Genomic DNA, 15,830 nt, shown 5'->3' with positions numbered 1-15,830 from the left:
TAGGTGGGTTTTTTACGCCCTCTATATAGTTCGTTTATCTTAACATCGATTCTAAGTTTTTTTCATAACATTTTTAAATATCACCCCAAATGAGTTTTGACATATTCGGAAACCGCCTTCCTGAGCCTAAGAAGCCACTTTTGAGCCGCAAACAAGAGCTAGAAGCTCGTGCCGCAAAGATTCAGGCAGCCATAGAAGCCAAAGCGGCCAAGAAGAACGCCATCATGAATGGAATGGCCGAACGCACCACTACGCAGATAGCCACCATAGAGACAACGGCATCTTTCCGTAACCGTGGTTTGGTCATGGTTGATATTTATCGCAGAGAATCATCAGCTCCAATAAACCCAAATGCCGAAAAAAACCTGAACAACCTGAACGGCAACGATTCGGCATACAACGGATACCTATCACCAGCCACTAGGAGATATGTGGAACGCATGATGTCGGTTTGGCTCACAAGCATAGAGCTAAACAACGAACTCAGGAAAGGTAAAAAAGAAGTAAACCTAGAGAAAGTATTTCCAACGTTTGTAACGCTCACTTTGCCATCAGCTCAGGTGCATACAGACAACACCATTAAGGAAAAAGTGCTAAATCCTTTTATAAAATGGATTACAGCAGATTCGAGTGAAACTTATAAACAAGGTCCTAAAAAAGGACAAAAAATGGGGTTTGGTGTATCCGTATATTTTTGGAGAGCCGAACCCCAAAAAAACACAAACTTACACTTTCATATCATTGCCGACAAATATGTGCCTTGGGAGGCTATTCGTGAAAGGTGGAATCACTACTGTGAAAAGCTAGGTTATGTTAGCCGCTATGCATTGGTTCAAAAACGCAAATTCAAAGATGGCTTTGTGGCAGATCAAACAAAAGCTGCAGAAGATATGAAGTTGCTAAAGTCTATTTCAGAAACAGCACTAGCCACTGGCGAAATTCCCAACGACCTTAACGAAACATTTGCAAAGTACTTAGAAATATCTCTCAAATTCAAAGAGCCGCTTAACGATGCCATTTTAGCACAAGCAGCTCACGAAAAGCAAAAAGTCATATACGATAAAGCAGAAGCATGTGGCTTTATCAACCCACCATCTACCGAAATCAGAGCCATTCAGCATTTGGATATCGTAACGGCCTACGTGATAAAATACGTAGCAAAAAAACCCACCCAAAAGCCACTAAAGCCCAATCAAGAAGTAAAGTTCAACGAAACCCTTAACCGTGAATGTGTCTATACCTACGAAACCAAAGTAAATAATCTAACCGGAGAAGCAGAAAAAGTAGAAGTGGACATGCAGTACTACACTCCTACAGCCGAAGAAATGAAAAACAACCCAGCTGCTTGCTACAAAATTGAATTTGAAGAACGCAAGGTAAATGGCCGAATTTGGGGCTGTTCTGATAAGCTTCGTGGATTTAAACCAGCCGATGATGTAATAACCGAAACTGACGAAATAGGCCGCACGTATATTACAGGCCGAATAATAAAAGAAACCGACGCAGATGGCCAAGAGCATACCACAATGGTACCGACCGAGAAAATAGCGGTACCAGTAATGAAATACTTCACCAAAATAGTCAATTACCGAGAAGTGATATTGACAGAGCAGGAAGGTAAAACAAACATATTTGTATCAAACCCTATGGACGAAGACCAGGAGACCATGAAGTACATCGATAAAATAGTAAACTACATAGGTAAAGACGAAGTGGACCGTATCAGCAAAGAAGTTGGAGCCAGTTTTGAGAAAATGCGTGGTAAAATAATACCATTCAGACCCGAAAAAATGGGCTACCCCAAGAAACCAAATGGTAAACCAGCCGTGGTCAAGCATGCAAAGGTACTGCAGGATAACAGTCCTGAGCTATATCGCCAGTACATGTTGTATTTCACTCATATTTTCAATTGTTTATATAATCAAGCAGCATAAATGGAAAACCAAAAATTATTAGGAGGTATTTGGGTAGTTGAGAACAATGGCCATATGAAATATTTCCTTGATGGAAATATTCACTTCGATATAGAACCTGCATTATTGCCAAATCCTAACAGGTATCATGAATTTGCATGTATGGGAACTATAGATATGAAGGAATATCTAGATAGCTTCATTACAGCTTGTACTAAAAGTGGCTTAGATACAATAACTTTCAATTTAAAATAACTGAAACAGAAAATTATGCTTAACAAAAACGAAAAACTCAGTATTAGGCTTTCTAGTGACCTAAAAGACAAAATCATAAACCACTCCATGGAGAAGGAGATTTCAGTATCTAAGTTTCTAGAGCAAGTTCTAGAGGGTTATTTTGAACCTCCAGTTACCGAGAAGAAAGAAGAAATAGTTGCCAAAGATGAAGCAGGAACTCCGCAAGTGGAATCTTCAAAACCTAACTTTTGGGCTTGGTTGATTTCTTTGGGTTTTATCTCATTTATCTCAATTTTACTGGTGAAATTCTCCAAGAAAAAAGGGTTTTGAAGCCATCAAAACCTTTTTTCTTGTTTTTTCAGATCTACATAAAAAAAATGTCCGACAATTTGTGATACTGCCACTTTTCGTTGTTTACAAAAATGATTACATTTTCAAAACACCACCTGTTTACACCATAAACACCCCAAATTAAGCACCTGTTTACACCATGTTTACTCCCCTGTTTACACTGGTGTTTACGCCCTTCCAGTGCAATCTGAGGGTGTTTACACTATTTTTCTCAAAAGAAGAAGTATAGGTGTAATCAGCTTCCATGCAACATAGGTGTCCTACAAGACCCAAAAAGACCATTTTTTTGCTAAAAATTCTGAAACTAGCCCATCGTTGAGCTGAAAATATTAGGCATTTCCATATCAAACTAATCAATGGCTACCAAGGTCGGTTTCATCTGGCTCATTATTTTCTTATATTTGCCCAAAGCCTTACAAAATCATTATTTTTACAGAAAGAACCCATGTCAATTGACCAAAAAAAACAACTTGAACAGCAACTTTGGAACATCGCCAATACGCTCCGTGGCCTTATGGATGCTGATGAGTTCCGAGACTATATCCTAGGCTTTATTTTCTACAAGTATTTGTCCGAAAAAATGGAGCTTAATGCCAATAAAATTCTATCAGAATCTGGTGAAACTATCAAATACCGTGAAATCAACGAAAATACACTGGATGGTCAAGAGTTTCTTGAGGCCATAAAAGAGGAAACCGTTGAATCATTGGGCTATTTCCTTAAACCTAGTGAGCTTTTTAGCCAAATAGCTGCCCGTGGTAGCCAAAATGAGGAAGCAAGTGAAACAGATAATAATAATGCTTCTGAAAACAGCTCAGAAAGCTTTATTTTGGGTGATTTAACCATAATTCTTAGGAATATCGAGCAAAGTACTGCTGGTACTGACTCCGAAGACGACTTCAATAAGCTTTTTGAAGACCTTGACCTCACTTCTACCAAACTTGGAAGAACAGAGAAAGACAAAAACAAGGTAATTTCCAAGATTTTAGGGCATTTAGATAAAATTGACTTTGAACTTGAAAATACCGAATCTGATATTTTGGGTGATGCATACGAGTATCTGATTGGTCAGTTTGCTAGTGGAGCTGGTAAAAAGGCTGGTGAGTTCTATACTCCGCAAGAAGTTTCCAAAGTTCTCTCAAAAATCGTAACCACTGGTAAAACCAAGCTTAGGTCTGTATATGACCCAACGTGTGGTTCTGGGTCATTGCTATTGCGAGTAGCCAAAGAAGTGCAAGACGTGGCCTTTTTCTATGGCCAGGAGCGAAACCGTACTACGTATAACTTGGCTCGAATGAACATGATCCTTCATGATGTGCATTACTCCAAATTTGACATCAGAAAAGAGGATACTCTAGAAAGACCACAGCACCTTGACAAGAAATTTGAAGCAATTGTGGCTAATCCTCCATTCTCGGCTCAATGGTCGGCCAATGTTTTATTTCAAACTGACGATAGATTTAGCCAATATGGCAAATTAGCACCAGGAAGCAAGGCAGATTTTGCATTTATCCAGCACATGATTTATCAACTGGATGAAAACGGTGCCATGGCGGTAGTTATGCCACATGGTGTGTTGTTTAGGGGTGGTGCAGAAGGCCACATCAGACAATATTTGATTGAAGATTGCAATTATCTAGATGCGGTTATTGGCCTACCAGCCAATATTTTCTATGGTACTAGCATCCCTACCAGTATTTTGGTATTCAAAAAATGTCGTGAGAACCCCGATGATGTGCTTTTTATAGATGCGAGTCAACATTTTGAGAAGGTAAAAACCCAAAATATCCTCCAAGAAGAGCATATCGACAAAATAGTAAGTACTTACCGAGAACGAAAGCCCGAAGAAAAGTACAGTTATGTGGCCAAAATAAGCGAAATTAAGGAGAATGACTTCAACCTTAACATTCCTCGTTATGTGGACACTTTTGAAGCCGAAGAAAGCATTGATTTAGCCGAAATAGCTCAAAAATTAAAAGCAGTGGACAGTTCCATGTTAGAAATCGACAATACTATTTCGGCTTTTTGTAAAGAATTGGGCATTGAAACGCCGTTTTAAAAAAGCTTTTCTTAATCAATCGTTTGCTTGAGGTCAGGAAAACGTTATTTATACTAAAATCAAGGTTTTACAAATGAACTTAGAAGTATTACAGAACCAGTTTATTACCGATATCAAACTCAAGGTTAGGCAAGCTCAATATGAGGCTCTTAAAGCTGTAAATGTGCAGCTAATAAGCTTGTATTGGGAACTTGGCATGGCCATTGCCGAAAAACAAACCTTGGGTTGGGGAAAATCAATTGTTCCTACACTTTCAAAGGAACTTCAAAACGAGTTTCCTGAAATGTCAGGTTTTTCAGAAGGTAATTTATGGTTAATGGCTCAATTTTTTAATGAATACCACGTAGATGAAAATCTCGTACCATTGGTACGAGAAATTAGTTGGAGTAAACATATTGTCATTTTAAAAAAATGCAAAGACTCTCAAGAACGCCTTTTCTATACTGTTGCCACAAAAAAGTTTGGTTGGACGAAAGATGTACTGGTGCATCAAGTTGAAAATAAAACATATCAAAAGTATTTGCTCAATCAAACTAACTTTGATGAGGTTTTGCCCGAAAGCATAAAAAAACAAGCCCACTTGGCCGTAAAAGACCATTACAATTTTGAGTTTTTAGCAATGGCCGATGAACACAGCGAATACGAACTTGAACAGGCACTCATCAAAAACATCAGAGAGTTTTTGCAAGAAGTAGGTGCCGATTTTAGTTTTATTGGCAACCAATACAAAATCTATGTGGGTGCCAAAGAGTATAAAATAGATCTGTTGTTGTTTCATCGGAAATTGCAGTCACTGATAGCCGTGGAGTTGAAAATTGGAGATTTTGAGCCAGAATATAAGGGCAAAATGGAATTTTACTTGTCGGTATTGAACGATACCGTAAAACAGCCTCACGAAAACCCAGCAATTGGCATAATAATATGTAAAAGAAAAGATCGAACAGTAGTGGAATACGCACTAAAAACCAGTACAATGCCAATTGGTGTGGCTACTTACTCCATCACAGATAAACTTCCTGAAGAATACAAGGCTTTATTGCCAGCCACAGAAGAAATTAGTCAGAAATTAATGTCTCTGTACCAAAACCATGAAACCAAATGACCACACAAATACCAAAATTGCGTTTTCCTGAGTTTTCTGATTTAGGAAATAAATCGAACATAAAACACTCTTTCAGTGATATATTCCTTTTCTCTACGGGTAAAAACATAAAACAAAATGAAGCATCTCCAGATTTTGAAACCCCTTGCGTGAGATATGGAGAGTTGTATTACATGTATAATGAGGTAATTACTAAAGTTTTTAATAAAACAAACCTTGATAAATCTGAGCTACTACTAAGTAAAGGTGATGAGATTTTATTGCCATCTGCAGGCGAAGACCCACTTGATATTGGGTCAGCTTCAGCTTTAACAATTGAGAACGTTGCTATTGGTAGAACTATAAATATATTAAAACCATCTAAGAATAATGTTTACAGTCAAATTTATGTGGCTTACTATATCAATCATAAACTTAGAAAAAAGATTTCCACTTTAGCTAAAGGCTCAAGTATTAGTAATGTCTATAATTCTGATTTAAAAACGCTTGAAATTATACTTCCTACTCTTGCAGAACAAACAAAAATAGCCAATTTCCTAACCACTATTGAAGAAAAAATACAAGCATTAAAAGAAAAGAAAAGGCTCTCGGAAGAATACAAAAAAGGCTTGATGCAAAAGATTTTTAGCCAAGAAATTCGCTTCAAGAAAGATGATGGGTCTGATTTTGATGATTGGGAGCAGAAGAGTTTGGGGGAGATAGCATTAAAAAAATCCTCCAGTATTTCGGCAAATAAAATTGAAGAAAACTTTGGTGATTTTATTATTTATGGAGCATCTGGGGTGTTAAAAAGAGTTGATTTTTATGAAGAAGAAAATGATTATGTTAGCATTGTTAAAGATGGTGCAGGAGCGGGAAGGTTATTATTTTGTAAAGGGAAGTCTTCTGTTTTAGGAACAATGGAGATAATCAAACCAAAACTCAGCGTAAACACATATTTTCTTTTTTACCTATTAAGCACGTTTGATTTTACTAAATACATAACTGGAAGTACAATTCCACATATTTATTTCAAAGATTATTCTCTTGAATTATGCGAACTTCCATCAAGAGAAGAACAGGATAAAATAGCCCATTTTCTAACAGCAATTGATGAAAAAATTGAAAAGGTTATACACCTAATCGAAGAAGCCCAAACTTATAAAAAAGGACTTTTACAGCAGATGTTTGTATGAAAAATAGTAAACATGTATTTCTTGAGTCTCAATATTGGATGATGAGTATTCAAGCGGCATTTCAAAGGGCTAGCATTTATAACTCGGATGCAAGCGAGACATCGAAGAAAGCATTCCGAGATTATTTACATACTGTATTAATAGACATTTCATCTAATTATGAAGGGTTAGTTACTGAAGATGAGCATATTAAGAATATTGAAACAATATTAAACAGCTCTGTAGATAGCGAAGTTTTATCGGAAGGTCGACTCAATTTTGGAGTTTGCCAAAAAATACTGAATTTGTATTTGAAATACCTATGGTGTGCTGGATGGATACAAACCCCGCCGCATTTTCCAGTAGATCGTTTAATTCAAGAAAAATTAGGTTTCAAAGAAAGTGAAATTGTTTCATGGACAAATGGAATTCATTCAAGATTCAAATATATGGCAATCATTGATAGAGCAAAACGAATTTTAGTCAAAACTAACATACAATCATTGGCAGAGTTGGAACTAGAAATATATACCCATAGCAATCTAAAAAAAATTCTTACAAAATAGCTTATGCCACAACCCGAAGCCGAACTTGAAAACAAACTCATAGATGCACTTGTAAAACAAGGCTATAGTTTCGTGAATATTGGAAATGAAACCGACCTAGTGGCTAATCTCAAAACCCAAATAGAGAAGCATAATGGCGTTTCTTTGACTCAAAAAGAGTTTGGCCAAGTGATGGTTCACCTCAACAAAGGTAATATTTGGGACAGAGCCAAAATACTTCGTGACAAAATGCAGCTCACCAAAGAAGATGGCACCAGCGTGTATTTGGAGTTTATCAATCAAGAGTTTTGGTGTCAAAATCAATACCAAGTATGTAGCCAAATCAAAAACGAGGGCGATTATAAAAACCGTTACGATGTCACCATTTTGATAAATGGCTTACCACTTTGTCAAATCGAACTCAAACGCCGAGGATTGGAGCTAAAAGAAGCATTTAACCAAACTCACCGCTATCAACGACATTCTTACAGTGCCAATTATGGTTTGTTTCAATACATTCAGGTATTTGTGATATCAAACGGTGTGAATACCAAATATTACAGCAACAACCTCAAACAAAACTTCAAACAAACCTTTTATTGGTCTGACAAAAATAATAAACTCATCACCGACCTGTTCGCTTTTACCGATGATTTCCTAGAGCCTTGTCATTTATCAAAAATGATAACTCGTTACATAGTTCTTTCAGAAAAAGATAGCACATTGATGGTTTTGAGACCTTATCAGTACTTTGCAGTTGAGGCTATTTTAGACCGAGTTAAAAATACGCCAGCCAATGGGCCAACTAAAAACGGATACATTTGGCATACCACAGGATCAGGAAAAACTTTGACATCGTTCAAAGCTAGCCAAATATTGGTGACTAATCCAAACATACACAAAGTGGTGTTTGTGGTGGATAGAAAAGACCTTGACTACCAAACTACCAAAGAGTTCAATAGTTTTTCTGACGGAAGTGTCGATGGCACCGACAACACCCAGAAGCTCGTTGAGCAGTTTACCAATGACACCAAACTGATAGTAACCACCATCCAAAAGCTCAATACGGCCATTTCGAAAATCCGTCACTTGAGCCAAATGGAGAAGTTGAAAGATAAAAGAATCGTTTTCATCTTTGACGAATGCCACAGAACACAGTTTGGAGAAACCCATGCTCGGATAAAGAGCTATTTTACCAACAACCAAATGTTTGGTTTTACAGGGACACCCATTTTTGAGCAAAACGCAGCATCATTGGATGGACGTAAACGAACCACCAAAGAGCTTTTTGAGGAATGTTTGCACAAATATGTGATTACAGATGCCATAAAAGACGAAAACGTGTTGAAGTTCTCGGTGGAATATGTGGGTCGATATCGCCAAAAAGAAAGCCAGAATGAGCTTGATATAGAAGTCGAGGGCATTGACACCCAAGAACTGTTAGAGTCGCCCAAAAGGCTAGAAAAGATAGCTGATTACATCATAGTTCACCACGACCAAAAAACACACTCAAGAGCCTATACGGCTATGTTTTGTGTTGGTTCGGTGGATATTCTTACTCAGTATTATGACATTTTTGCCAAAAAGAAGTTAGAAGGTAAGCATAATTTGAGAATTGCTACTGTTTTCAGCTATGTGGCCAACGAAGATGTAAAAGATAGCAATGACAACATAGAACTGGATGAGCTAGATAACTTTGATTTCAACAAAGTGGCTGAGCCAGAAGAAAAGTACCAAAAACTAAGCTTGCACAACAGAGACAAGTTGGAAAAGTACATTGGGGACTACAATAAAATGTTTGGTACGAAACATACTACCAAAGACAGCCAATCTTTTTACAACTATTACAACGAGATATCAAAGCGAGTAAAGAACAAGGAGATAGACATTTTGTTGGTTGTAAACATGTTTTTGACGGGTTTTGACAGCAAAACGCTCAATACACTGTTTGTTGATAAGAATCTCAAGTACCATGGCCTAATTCAAGCCTTCTCACGCACAAACAGGATACTGGACGACAAGAAGTCGCATGGAAATATTGTGTGCTTCAGAAACCTTAAAAACGCCACAGATGACGCCATTGCTTTGTTTTCAAACAAAAATGCAAAGGAAGACATCATTCTGAAACCTTATGGAGACTATATTAGTCGTTTCAATGAGGTTTATGCCGAACTATTGAAAATAACTCCCACGGTAGACAGCGTAAATGATCTAGCATCAGAGGACGATATTTTAGAGTTTGTGCAGAAATTCAGAGAGCTGATACGGATAAAAAACACGCTCAGCACCTTTGCGGACTATGAAGAACAAGACTTAGTGATGCCAAGTCAAGATTTTGAAGATTACAAAAGCAAATATCTAGACATACACGACCGAGCCAAGATATCAGCAAAAGAAAAGGTATCGATCCTCAATGATGTAGATTTTGAGCTGGAGCTTATACACCGTGACGAGGTAAATGTGGCCTACATCTTAATGCTCTTGGCCAAACTCAATATTGGCACTACAGAAGACCTAGAGAAGAAGAAAAGGGAAATAAAGGAGCTATTAGAAGGTCAAATACAGCTAAGAAGTAAAAAAATACTGATAGAGAAATTTATCAACGAAAATCTCCCAAACATAACAGAGGCAGACCAAGTAGAAGGCCAATTTGAGGAGTTCTGGAGCCTAGAAAGAGCCAATGCACTAATTACTCTATCGAAAGCCGAAAACCTCGATTTAACGAAGCTTCAGGAGGTTATTGCTGAGTATTTGTTCTCACAAAAGCTACCTTTAGTAAACGAAATCAGGCCAATGCTAACAGTAATGCCAGGTCTAAAAGACCGAAACACCACCTTCACACGCATCAAAGACAAGATTTTAGGGTTTATAGAGACTTTTATTGAGGGGGTGTAGGGTTGTGTCGAAAATTAATAGGCATATTCCAGTAAAAAGTGAGCCTGCATATTCCATTGAAAGTGAACTACTTAAGTTGAAATATTTATCCTTATTTAAACTTGTGGGACTTCAAATGTTTTTGTTTTTTTAATGATGACCTTTGGCATCAACTTTTTTCTCCAAATTCTTATCTATTTCGGATTCTATCACTTGTATTTTTTTTTAGATTGTCTTAATCATCTGCATTTTGTCCGACAATCCAGTTGTGTGCAGGTTATGCTTAGTGTGTGAGGTTTCTAAAAATGGAGTGTGTGCGGCTAATTTTGCCATTTGCACACATTGTTTGTTCGGGGTGTGTGCAAAAGTGTGTGCATGGTGTGTAGGTCATTTTGAGCCGTATTTGGGGTGAACACACTGGGTGTGTGCGGCTCATGTTCTAAATAAGTATGTCGCTGTTGAAGTTTGATCTCTACCAAGTTGAGGTTTATTCACATTTTTAGCTTTGTGTTCATGCCTTTTAAGCCTTTACTTGGGTTTCTAAAGTTTGTATTTTTCCAATATCCTCATGATTTTCATTCTGGGTGGTTTTATATACTTGGTCGTTCTTCCATTTTGGTGGAATTGAGCCAGTCATTACAGTTCAAAGTGAACCAATTGGGCTATGATTATACAGTTTACTGATGCTAACCTAGTTGAAGGCGAATTTGTGAACGTCTTGGCTTCGAATGAGCCACCTATTCTTTAATTTATATTATCTCAAATATGCTAAAAAGGGGTTTGTAGCCAATAACATAGATAACTTCTATCAAGTTTGTTGTCAAACAGAAAAATCATTGAAATGGAAGCACAAAGAAGGGAGACATTTTTTTAATTATCTATTTAAGCGAAAACAAAGACTCATGGAGGGCAATTGTAAGTGGCGGCAGAATAATAATTTGATTTTTTTTGTTTAATACTCTGCTTTTTATCATTTGTTAATTTTTTCTAAAATAGAGGTCTCTACCTTTGTTTAAAATTTAAACATAATGGAAGCAATCAAAACTATTAATGTCAATACTTTACGTAATTGGTTGGAAATCGGGCAACCAGTTTCGATCCTCGATATACGTCCTATCTCGGAAAGAGCCGAATGGCATATTCCCAACAGTCTTCATTTTAACGCTTACGACAAGATAAAAAACAATGATTTTGGTGCCTTTAGTGACTTGTTTCTTGATAGAAGTGTACCTGTAGTGGCTTATTGTGGTGGTGGCAAAATGAGCTTGGTAGCGGCCGAAATGCTTCAGATTCAGGGTTATAACACCTATTCGTTGGAGGGAGGCTTGAAAGCATGGAGTTTGGCATGGAATACTGCAACCATTAATTTCCCAAATTTTGATTTGATTCAATTTCGGAGAACAGGAAAAGGATGTTTATCATACATGATAATTTCTAATAATGAAGCTATTGTAGTAGATGCTTCTTTGGATATAAACGTGTATGAGCAATATCTTAATGCCAATGATGCGGTTTTAAAATATGTAATAGAAACCCACACACACGCAGATCACCTCTCTAGGTCGAAGGAAATAGCTGAGAAAAACAGTGCGGCCTTATTTTTACCCGCTAACAATAACCTACGTTTCGAGTACCAACCCATCGAAAATGAAACCGTTTTCAAACTTGGAAATATTTCAGTTTCAGCCATTTCAACAGCAGGGCATACTTTGGAAAGTATGAGTTTTAACATTGATAATAAGGTATTACTAACTGGTGATACCTTATTTATAAATGGTGTTGGAAGACCCGATTTGAAGGCAGATACCGAAGGAATGAAAGTAAAAGCAAAACTTTTGTACCAATCACTTCAAAAATTATTAAGCCTCAATGACGAAATAATTGTATTACCTGCCCACACAAGTCAGCCAATTGATTTTGATAATCTTTTGATTCATAGTACATTAAAAAAAGTAAAATCAATTCCTCTCCTACAATTGAATGAAATAGATTTCATTGAAACTATCATTGGTCGAATTCCCGCTACACCAGCCAATTACCTTGTAATTGTTGAGAAAAACCTTCAAGGCGATTTTAGCGACATTAACCCAATAGACTTAGAAGCAGGTGCTAACCGATGTGCTATTTCATAAAATCAATATCATGGAAACAAAATTAGGACTTAAAGAAAATTGGAAGCAGTTTGGTTTGTTGGTCATCGTAAATGCCTTCGTAGGCGGCATGGTAGGTTTAGAACGTTCAATTATTCCACAATTGGCTGAAACAGAATTTGGTATATCCTCAAAATCCGCAATACTTTCATTTATCGTTGCATTTGGTATTACAAAAGCCATAGCAAATTATTTTACAGGAAAGTTAGCCAATAGAATTGGTCGAAGAAATTTGCTAATTATTGGTTGGCTTTTAGCACTACCGATACCTTTTGTTATCATATATGCAAACAATTGGTCTTGGATTATTTTTGCAAATATTCTACTGGGTATTAGTCAGGGACTTACTTGGAGTAGCACAGTTGTAATGAAAATGGATTTGGTTGGTGAAAAACAACGAGGTTTGGCAATGGGAATCAACGAGTTTGCAGGTTATTTGGCAGTTGGAATTGTTGCCTTTCTGACGGGTTTTATTGCTCAAAATTATGGTGTTCGTCCCTACCCTTTTTATATTGGAATCGTCATAGCTGTTTTGGGTTTTTTATTAACTATTATTTGGGTGAAGGATACTAAAACTCATGTTTCGCAAGAAGCAAAAAATTCAACGATTACAAATGCAGAAAATGTATTTATGACAACTACATTTACAGATAAGACATTGAGTTCGGTAACACAGGCTGGGCTTGTCAATAATCTAAACGATGGCATGATTTGGGGTCTTTTGCCAATTTTGTTACTGCAATTAAAGCTAAATAATCAGAATATAGGTATTATTACCGCAATATATCCTACGTTTTGGGGAATTGGGCAGCTTTTTACTGGAAAAATGTCGGATATTTACTCTAAGAAAAAAATGCTTTTTTGGGGAATGTTTTTGCAGGGCATAGCTATTATATTATTAATTTTTGCAAAGGATTTCTATTTTTTAGCCATCTTATCAGCTTTTTTAGGTATTGGTACAGCTTTGGTTTATCCTACTTTTCTATCAACAATTGCCCAAGCTACCAACCCCAACCAAAGAGCAGAAAGTATTGGAACCTTTAGACTTTGGCGTGATTTGGGGTATGCTTTTGGGGCTATTATTTCAGGAATAACTGCCGATATTTTCGGTATACAATATGCTATTCTTTTAATAGGAGTTATCACCATCTGCTCGTCAGTTATCATACAAATAAGAATGCCTGATTTAAAAAATTAGTTTGCACTTAACATCTGGCAATTGTTGCTTTCTGATTGGCAACAATTGCTCATGCAATTTTTTAAGTTATTTGATAATGAGGATTTCAAGGCTTGCAAATAAAACAATAAAATGAAGTAACTTTATCGGCTGAAATAAAGAAAGGTTTTGAGAAGATTCGCTGCATAACCGAAGACGATATAACCCCTTTTGAAACAACTCAAAATTTTCTGTTCTGTAGTTTTAAACGAAGCAATATCTGATTTTATGAAAAAAACATTTTTAATTGTTCTCTTTTTTCCAACTTTTTTAGTTGCACAAACATCAAAAAAAGACAGTATTTGGTTGCCTTTAAAGCCATTTTTGGGGCAATGGAAAGGCATTGGCGGTGGCGAACCTGGAACAGGTGTTTATGATAGAAGTTACAATTTAATTCTGAACAAAAATTTTATTGAGATAAAAAACAAATCGACTTACCCGCCAAGCGACAAAAACCCAAATGGCGAAATTCATGAAGATATTGGCTATTTTAGCTATGATAAAGGCATTAAAAATTTTAAACTTCGCCAATTTCACATGGAGGGTTTTGTAAACGAATTCTCACTCGACAGTATTTCGGCTGATAAAAAAACGCTGGTATTTGTTTCAACAGCCATTGAAAATATACCAAAAGGATACCGAGCAAAAGAAACTTATCATTTAATTAGTGAAACAGAAATTGAAGAAGTTTTTGAAATTGCTGAACCAAATAAAGGTTTTGAGGTTTATTCGAAAGTAAAATTGCAAAAACAATAAATGCTTGATAAGCTCAAAATATTTATACGCTCAAAAATTGAAATTTCAGACGAAGAAATTTTACAAATTCAACCATATATTTCTACCAAAAATTATTCAAAAAATGATTTTATCATCAAAGAAGGAGAATATTGTCATTTTATCGGCTTCCTTAATTCGGGGCTTATTCGTAGTTATTTGCACGATGACGGCAAGGAATTAACGACTCAATTTATTTTTGAAAATTGCTTTTTCACCTATTTGGAAGGTCTTTTACAAGAAATTTCATCACATAAAAACTTTGTGGCACTTGAAGATTGTGAAGCACTAATTTTGAAAAAAAACGACCTTCCAAAAATCCTCGAATTAAATCCAAAATTTGAATCCATTTTTAGGCATTTGCTTTTTGACGAATCTTTGATGCAAATAAAAGCCAACGAAGCAGAAAGAAAAGAAACACCTACTGAAAGATATTTGAAATTTTTAAACCAATATCCAACTGCAAATAATAGAATTTCTATCAAATTTATAGCTTCTTTTTTAGGTATTGAGCCACAAAGTTTAAGCAGAATAAGAAAAAGGCTTACACAAAACACGAAAGTAACCTGAGTTATTTTTATCTGTAAGGTACATTCCTACTTTTGACCAAAATTTTAAATATTCAAAAATGGAATGGTCAAAAATCATCGGAATTTTGTTAGAAAATGCACGAAATTATTTTCTTACGGCGAGTATTGCCTTTACGATTTTCTACATTTTTTTTAAAGAAAAGATAGAATTAAAAAAAATACAAAGCAAATTTCCGCAGAGCAAAGATTATCGAAGAGAAATATTCTATTCCATAATTTCTATTATCATTTTTTCATTTCCACCTGTTTTCATTCTTTTTAATGACGGTATCAGACCATACACCCTATATTATACCGACATTAACCAGCATAGTAAACTGTATTTTTTTTCAGCATTTATTTTGATGATTTTTATTCACGATGCTTATTTTTATTGGCTTCACAGGCTGATGCACAATAAATTGCTTTTCAAATTTGTGCATTTAATTCATCATAAATCTACAAATCCTTCACCTTGGGCAGCTTATGCTTTTCACCCAATCGAAGCAATTTTGGAGTCAGGAATTTTTGTTTTATTGCTTTTCATTATACCATTGCAAGATTGGCATTTGATAGTTTTCTTTATTTGTAGCTTAATTTATAACGTTTACGGGCATTTGGGCTTTGAACTTTATCCCAAAGGGTTCAGTAAAAATTGGTTTGGTAAATGGATAAACACTTCTGTAAATCACAATATGCACCACCAATATTTTGATGGCAATTATGGGCTTTATTTTACCTTTTGGGACAGAATTATGGGGACAATTCGCCCCGACTATGACGAACATTATGACAAAGCGAAAAGTAAATAGATAGAAATCTATTCGTTTGCTCTTTCGTATCAGCCTTTCTGAGTTATAGGCACTTTTATGATTTGGAAAATGAA

14 protein-coding genes are annotated in these 15,830 nt (G+C 36.1%); 13 read left to right on the top strand and 1 reads right to left on the bottom strand.

Features of this window, described 5'->3' with window-relative positions; genetic code table 11:
• Positions 1–89 precede the first annotated feature (89 nt).
• The 3 genes from EGI26_RS12415 to EGI26_RS12405 are packed head-to-tail and all read left to right on the top strand — an operon-like array spanning position 90 to position 2,480.
• Positions 90–1,934 (top strand): hypothetical protein, encoded by a 1,845-nt coding sequence (locus tag EGI26_RS12415; RefSeq protein ID WP_255078740.1) that lies wholly within the window; start codon positions 90–92, stop codon positions 1,932–1,934.
• Positions 1,935–2,168: a hypothetical protein gene (locus EGI26_RS12410; protein ID WP_255078739.1), complete on the top strand. Its 234-nt coding sequence runs from the start codon at positions 1,935–1,937 to the stop codon at positions 2,166–2,168. It abuts the gene before it with no gap.
• A gap of 15 nt (positions 2,169–2,183) precedes the next feature.
• Positions 2,184–2,480, top strand: coding sequence for a hypothetical protein (locus EGI26_RS12405; RefSeq protein ID WP_255078738.1), 297 nt, complete (start codon positions 2,184–2,186; stop codon positions 2,478–2,480).
• A 153-nt stretch (positions 2,481–2,633) separates the two neighbouring features.
• Here the strand turns inward: EGI26_RS12405 and EGI26_RS12400 are convergent, their stop codons facing one another.
• Positions 2,634–2,783, bottom strand: a complete 150-nt coding sequence (locus EGI26_RS12400) for a hypothetical protein (protein WP_255078737.1) — start codon at positions 2,781–2,783, stop codon at positions 2,634–2,636.
• Between the two features lie 163 nt (positions 2,784–2,946).
• Here EGI26_RS12400 and EGI26_RS12395 point away from each other — a divergent pair, with 163 nt between their 5' ends.
• The 10 genes from EGI26_RS12395 to EGI26_RS12350 all read left to right on the top strand — a co-directional run bounded on the left by EGI26_RS12395 (position 2,947) and on the right by EGI26_RS12350 (position 15,756).
• Positions 2,947–4,560 (top strand): type I restriction-modification system subunit M, encoded by a 1,614-nt coding sequence (locus EGI26_RS12395; protein WP_255078736.1) that lies wholly within the window; start codon positions 2,947–2,949, stop codon positions 4,558–4,560.
• Between the two features lie 73 nt (positions 4,561–4,633).
• The gene (locus EGI26_RS12390) at positions 4,634–5,662 is read left to right on the top strand and encodes a YhcG family protein (protein WP_255078728.1); all 1,029 of its coding nucleotides are present in this window, start codon (positions 4,634–4,636) and stop codon (positions 5,660–5,662) included.
• Positions 5,659–6,837, top strand: a complete 1,179-nt coding sequence (locus EGI26_RS12385; RefSeq protein ID WP_255078725.1) for a restriction endonuclease subunit S — start codon at positions 5,659–5,661, stop codon at positions 6,835–6,837. The genes EGI26_RS12390 and EGI26_RS12385 overlap by 4 nt, the downstream gene beginning before the upstream one ends.
• Complete coding sequence (locus EGI26_RS12380; RefSeq protein WP_255078723.1) at positions 6,834–7,382, top strand: hypothetical protein; 549 nt, start codon at positions 6,834–6,836, stop codon at positions 7,380–7,382. Before EGI26_RS12385 ends, EGI26_RS12380 begins: the two co-directional genes overlap by 4 nt.
• A 3-nt stretch (positions 7,383–7,385) precedes the next feature.
• Entirely contained in the window at positions 7,386–10,256 is a 2,871-nt protein-coding gene (locus EGI26_RS12375) for a type I restriction endonuclease subunit R (RefSeq protein WP_255078722.1), read from the top strand.
• Positions 10,257–11,263: 1,007 nt separating this feature from the next.
• Positions 11,264–12,367 carry a rhodanese-like domain-containing protein gene (locus tag EGI26_RS12370; protein WP_255078720.1) on the top strand — a complete coding sequence of 368 codons (1,104 nt, stop codon included), beginning with the start codon at positions 11,264–11,266 and terminating at the stop codon, positions 12,365–12,367.
• Between the two features lie 7 nt (positions 12,368–12,374).
• Entirely contained in the window at positions 12,375–13,583 is a 1,209-nt protein-coding gene (locus tag EGI26_RS12365) for an MFS transporter (protein ID WP_255078771.1), read from the top strand.
• 246 nt (positions 13,584–13,829) lie between these two features.
• A complete protein-coding gene (locus EGI26_RS12360) occupies positions 13,830–14,357 on the top strand; it encodes a hypothetical protein (protein WP_255078716.1) in 528 nt (175 codons plus the stop codon).
• Positions 14,358–14,945: a Crp/Fnr family transcriptional regulator gene (locus EGI26_RS12355; RefSeq protein WP_255078715.1), complete on the top strand. Its 588-nt coding sequence runs from the start codon at positions 14,358–14,360 to the stop codon at positions 14,943–14,945.
• A gap of 58 nt (positions 14,946–15,003) precedes the next feature.
• Positions 15,004–15,756 (top strand): sterol desaturase family protein, encoded by a 753-nt coding sequence (locus EGI26_RS12350; protein ID WP_255078713.1) that lies wholly within the window; start codon positions 15,004–15,006, stop codon positions 15,754–15,756.
• Positions 15,757–15,830 lie beyond the last annotated feature (74 nt).

It is taken from the genome of Lacihabitans sp. CCS-44 (assembly GCF_024343735.1).
Classification (GTDB): Bacteria; Bacteroidota; Bacteroidia; order Cytophagales; family Spirosomataceae; genus Leadbetterella.
The sequence above is the reverse complement of the archived record's forward strand: the minus strand, read 5'-3'. Positions and strand labels throughout refer to the sequence as shown.

Bases quoted from the DNA above. Each gene is read 5' to 3' on its own strand.
- EGI26_RS12395 (WP_255078736.1), top strand. From the start codon at position 2,947: ATGTCAATTGACCAAAAAAAACAACTTGAACAGCAACTTTGGAACATC.
- EGI26_RS12375 (WP_255078722.1), top strand. From the start codon at position 7,386: ATGCCACAACCCGAAGCCGAACTTGAAAACAAACTCATAGATGCACTT.
- EGI26_RS12415 (WP_255078740.1), top strand. From the start codon at position 90: ATGAGTTTTGACATATTCGGAAACCGCCTTCCTGAGCCTAAGAAGCCA.
- EGI26_RS12385 (WP_255078725.1), top strand. From the start codon at position 5,659: ATGACCACACAAATACCAAAATTGCGTTTTCCTGAGTTTTCTGATTTA.
- EGI26_RS12355 (WP_255078715.1), top strand. From the start codon at position 14,358: ATGCTTGATAAGCTCAAAATATTTATACGCTCAAAAATTGAAATTTCA.
- EGI26_RS12400 (WP_255078737.1), bottom strand. From the start codon at position 2,783: ATGGTCTTTTTGGGTCTTGTAGGACACCTATGTTGCATGGAAGCTGAT.
- EGI26_RS12350 (WP_255078713.1), top strand. From the start codon at position 15,004: ATGGAATGGTCAAAAATCATCGGAATTTTGTTAGAAAATGCACGAAAT.
- EGI26_RS12380 (WP_255078723.1), top strand. From the start codon at position 6,834: ATGAAAAATAGTAAACATGTATTTCTTGAGTCTCAATATTGGATGATG.
- EGI26_RS12370 (WP_255078720.1), top strand. From the start codon at position 11,264: ATGGAAGCAATCAAAACTATTAATGTCAATACTTTACGTAATTGGTTG.
- EGI26_RS12390 (WP_255078728.1), top strand. From the start codon at position 4,634: ATGAACTTAGAAGTATTACAGAACCAGTTTATTACCGATATCAAACTC.
- EGI26_RS12405 (WP_255078738.1), top strand. From the start codon at position 2,184: ATGCTTAACAAAAACGAAAAACTCAGTATTAGGCTTTCTAGTGACCTA.
- EGI26_RS12360 (WP_255078716.1), top strand. From the start codon at position 13,830: ATGAAAAAAACATTTTTAATTGTTCTCTTTTTTCCAACTTTTTTAGTT.
- EGI26_RS12410 (WP_255078739.1), top strand. From the start codon at position 1,935: ATGGAAAACCAAAAATTATTAGGAGGTATTTGGGTAGTTGAGAACAAT.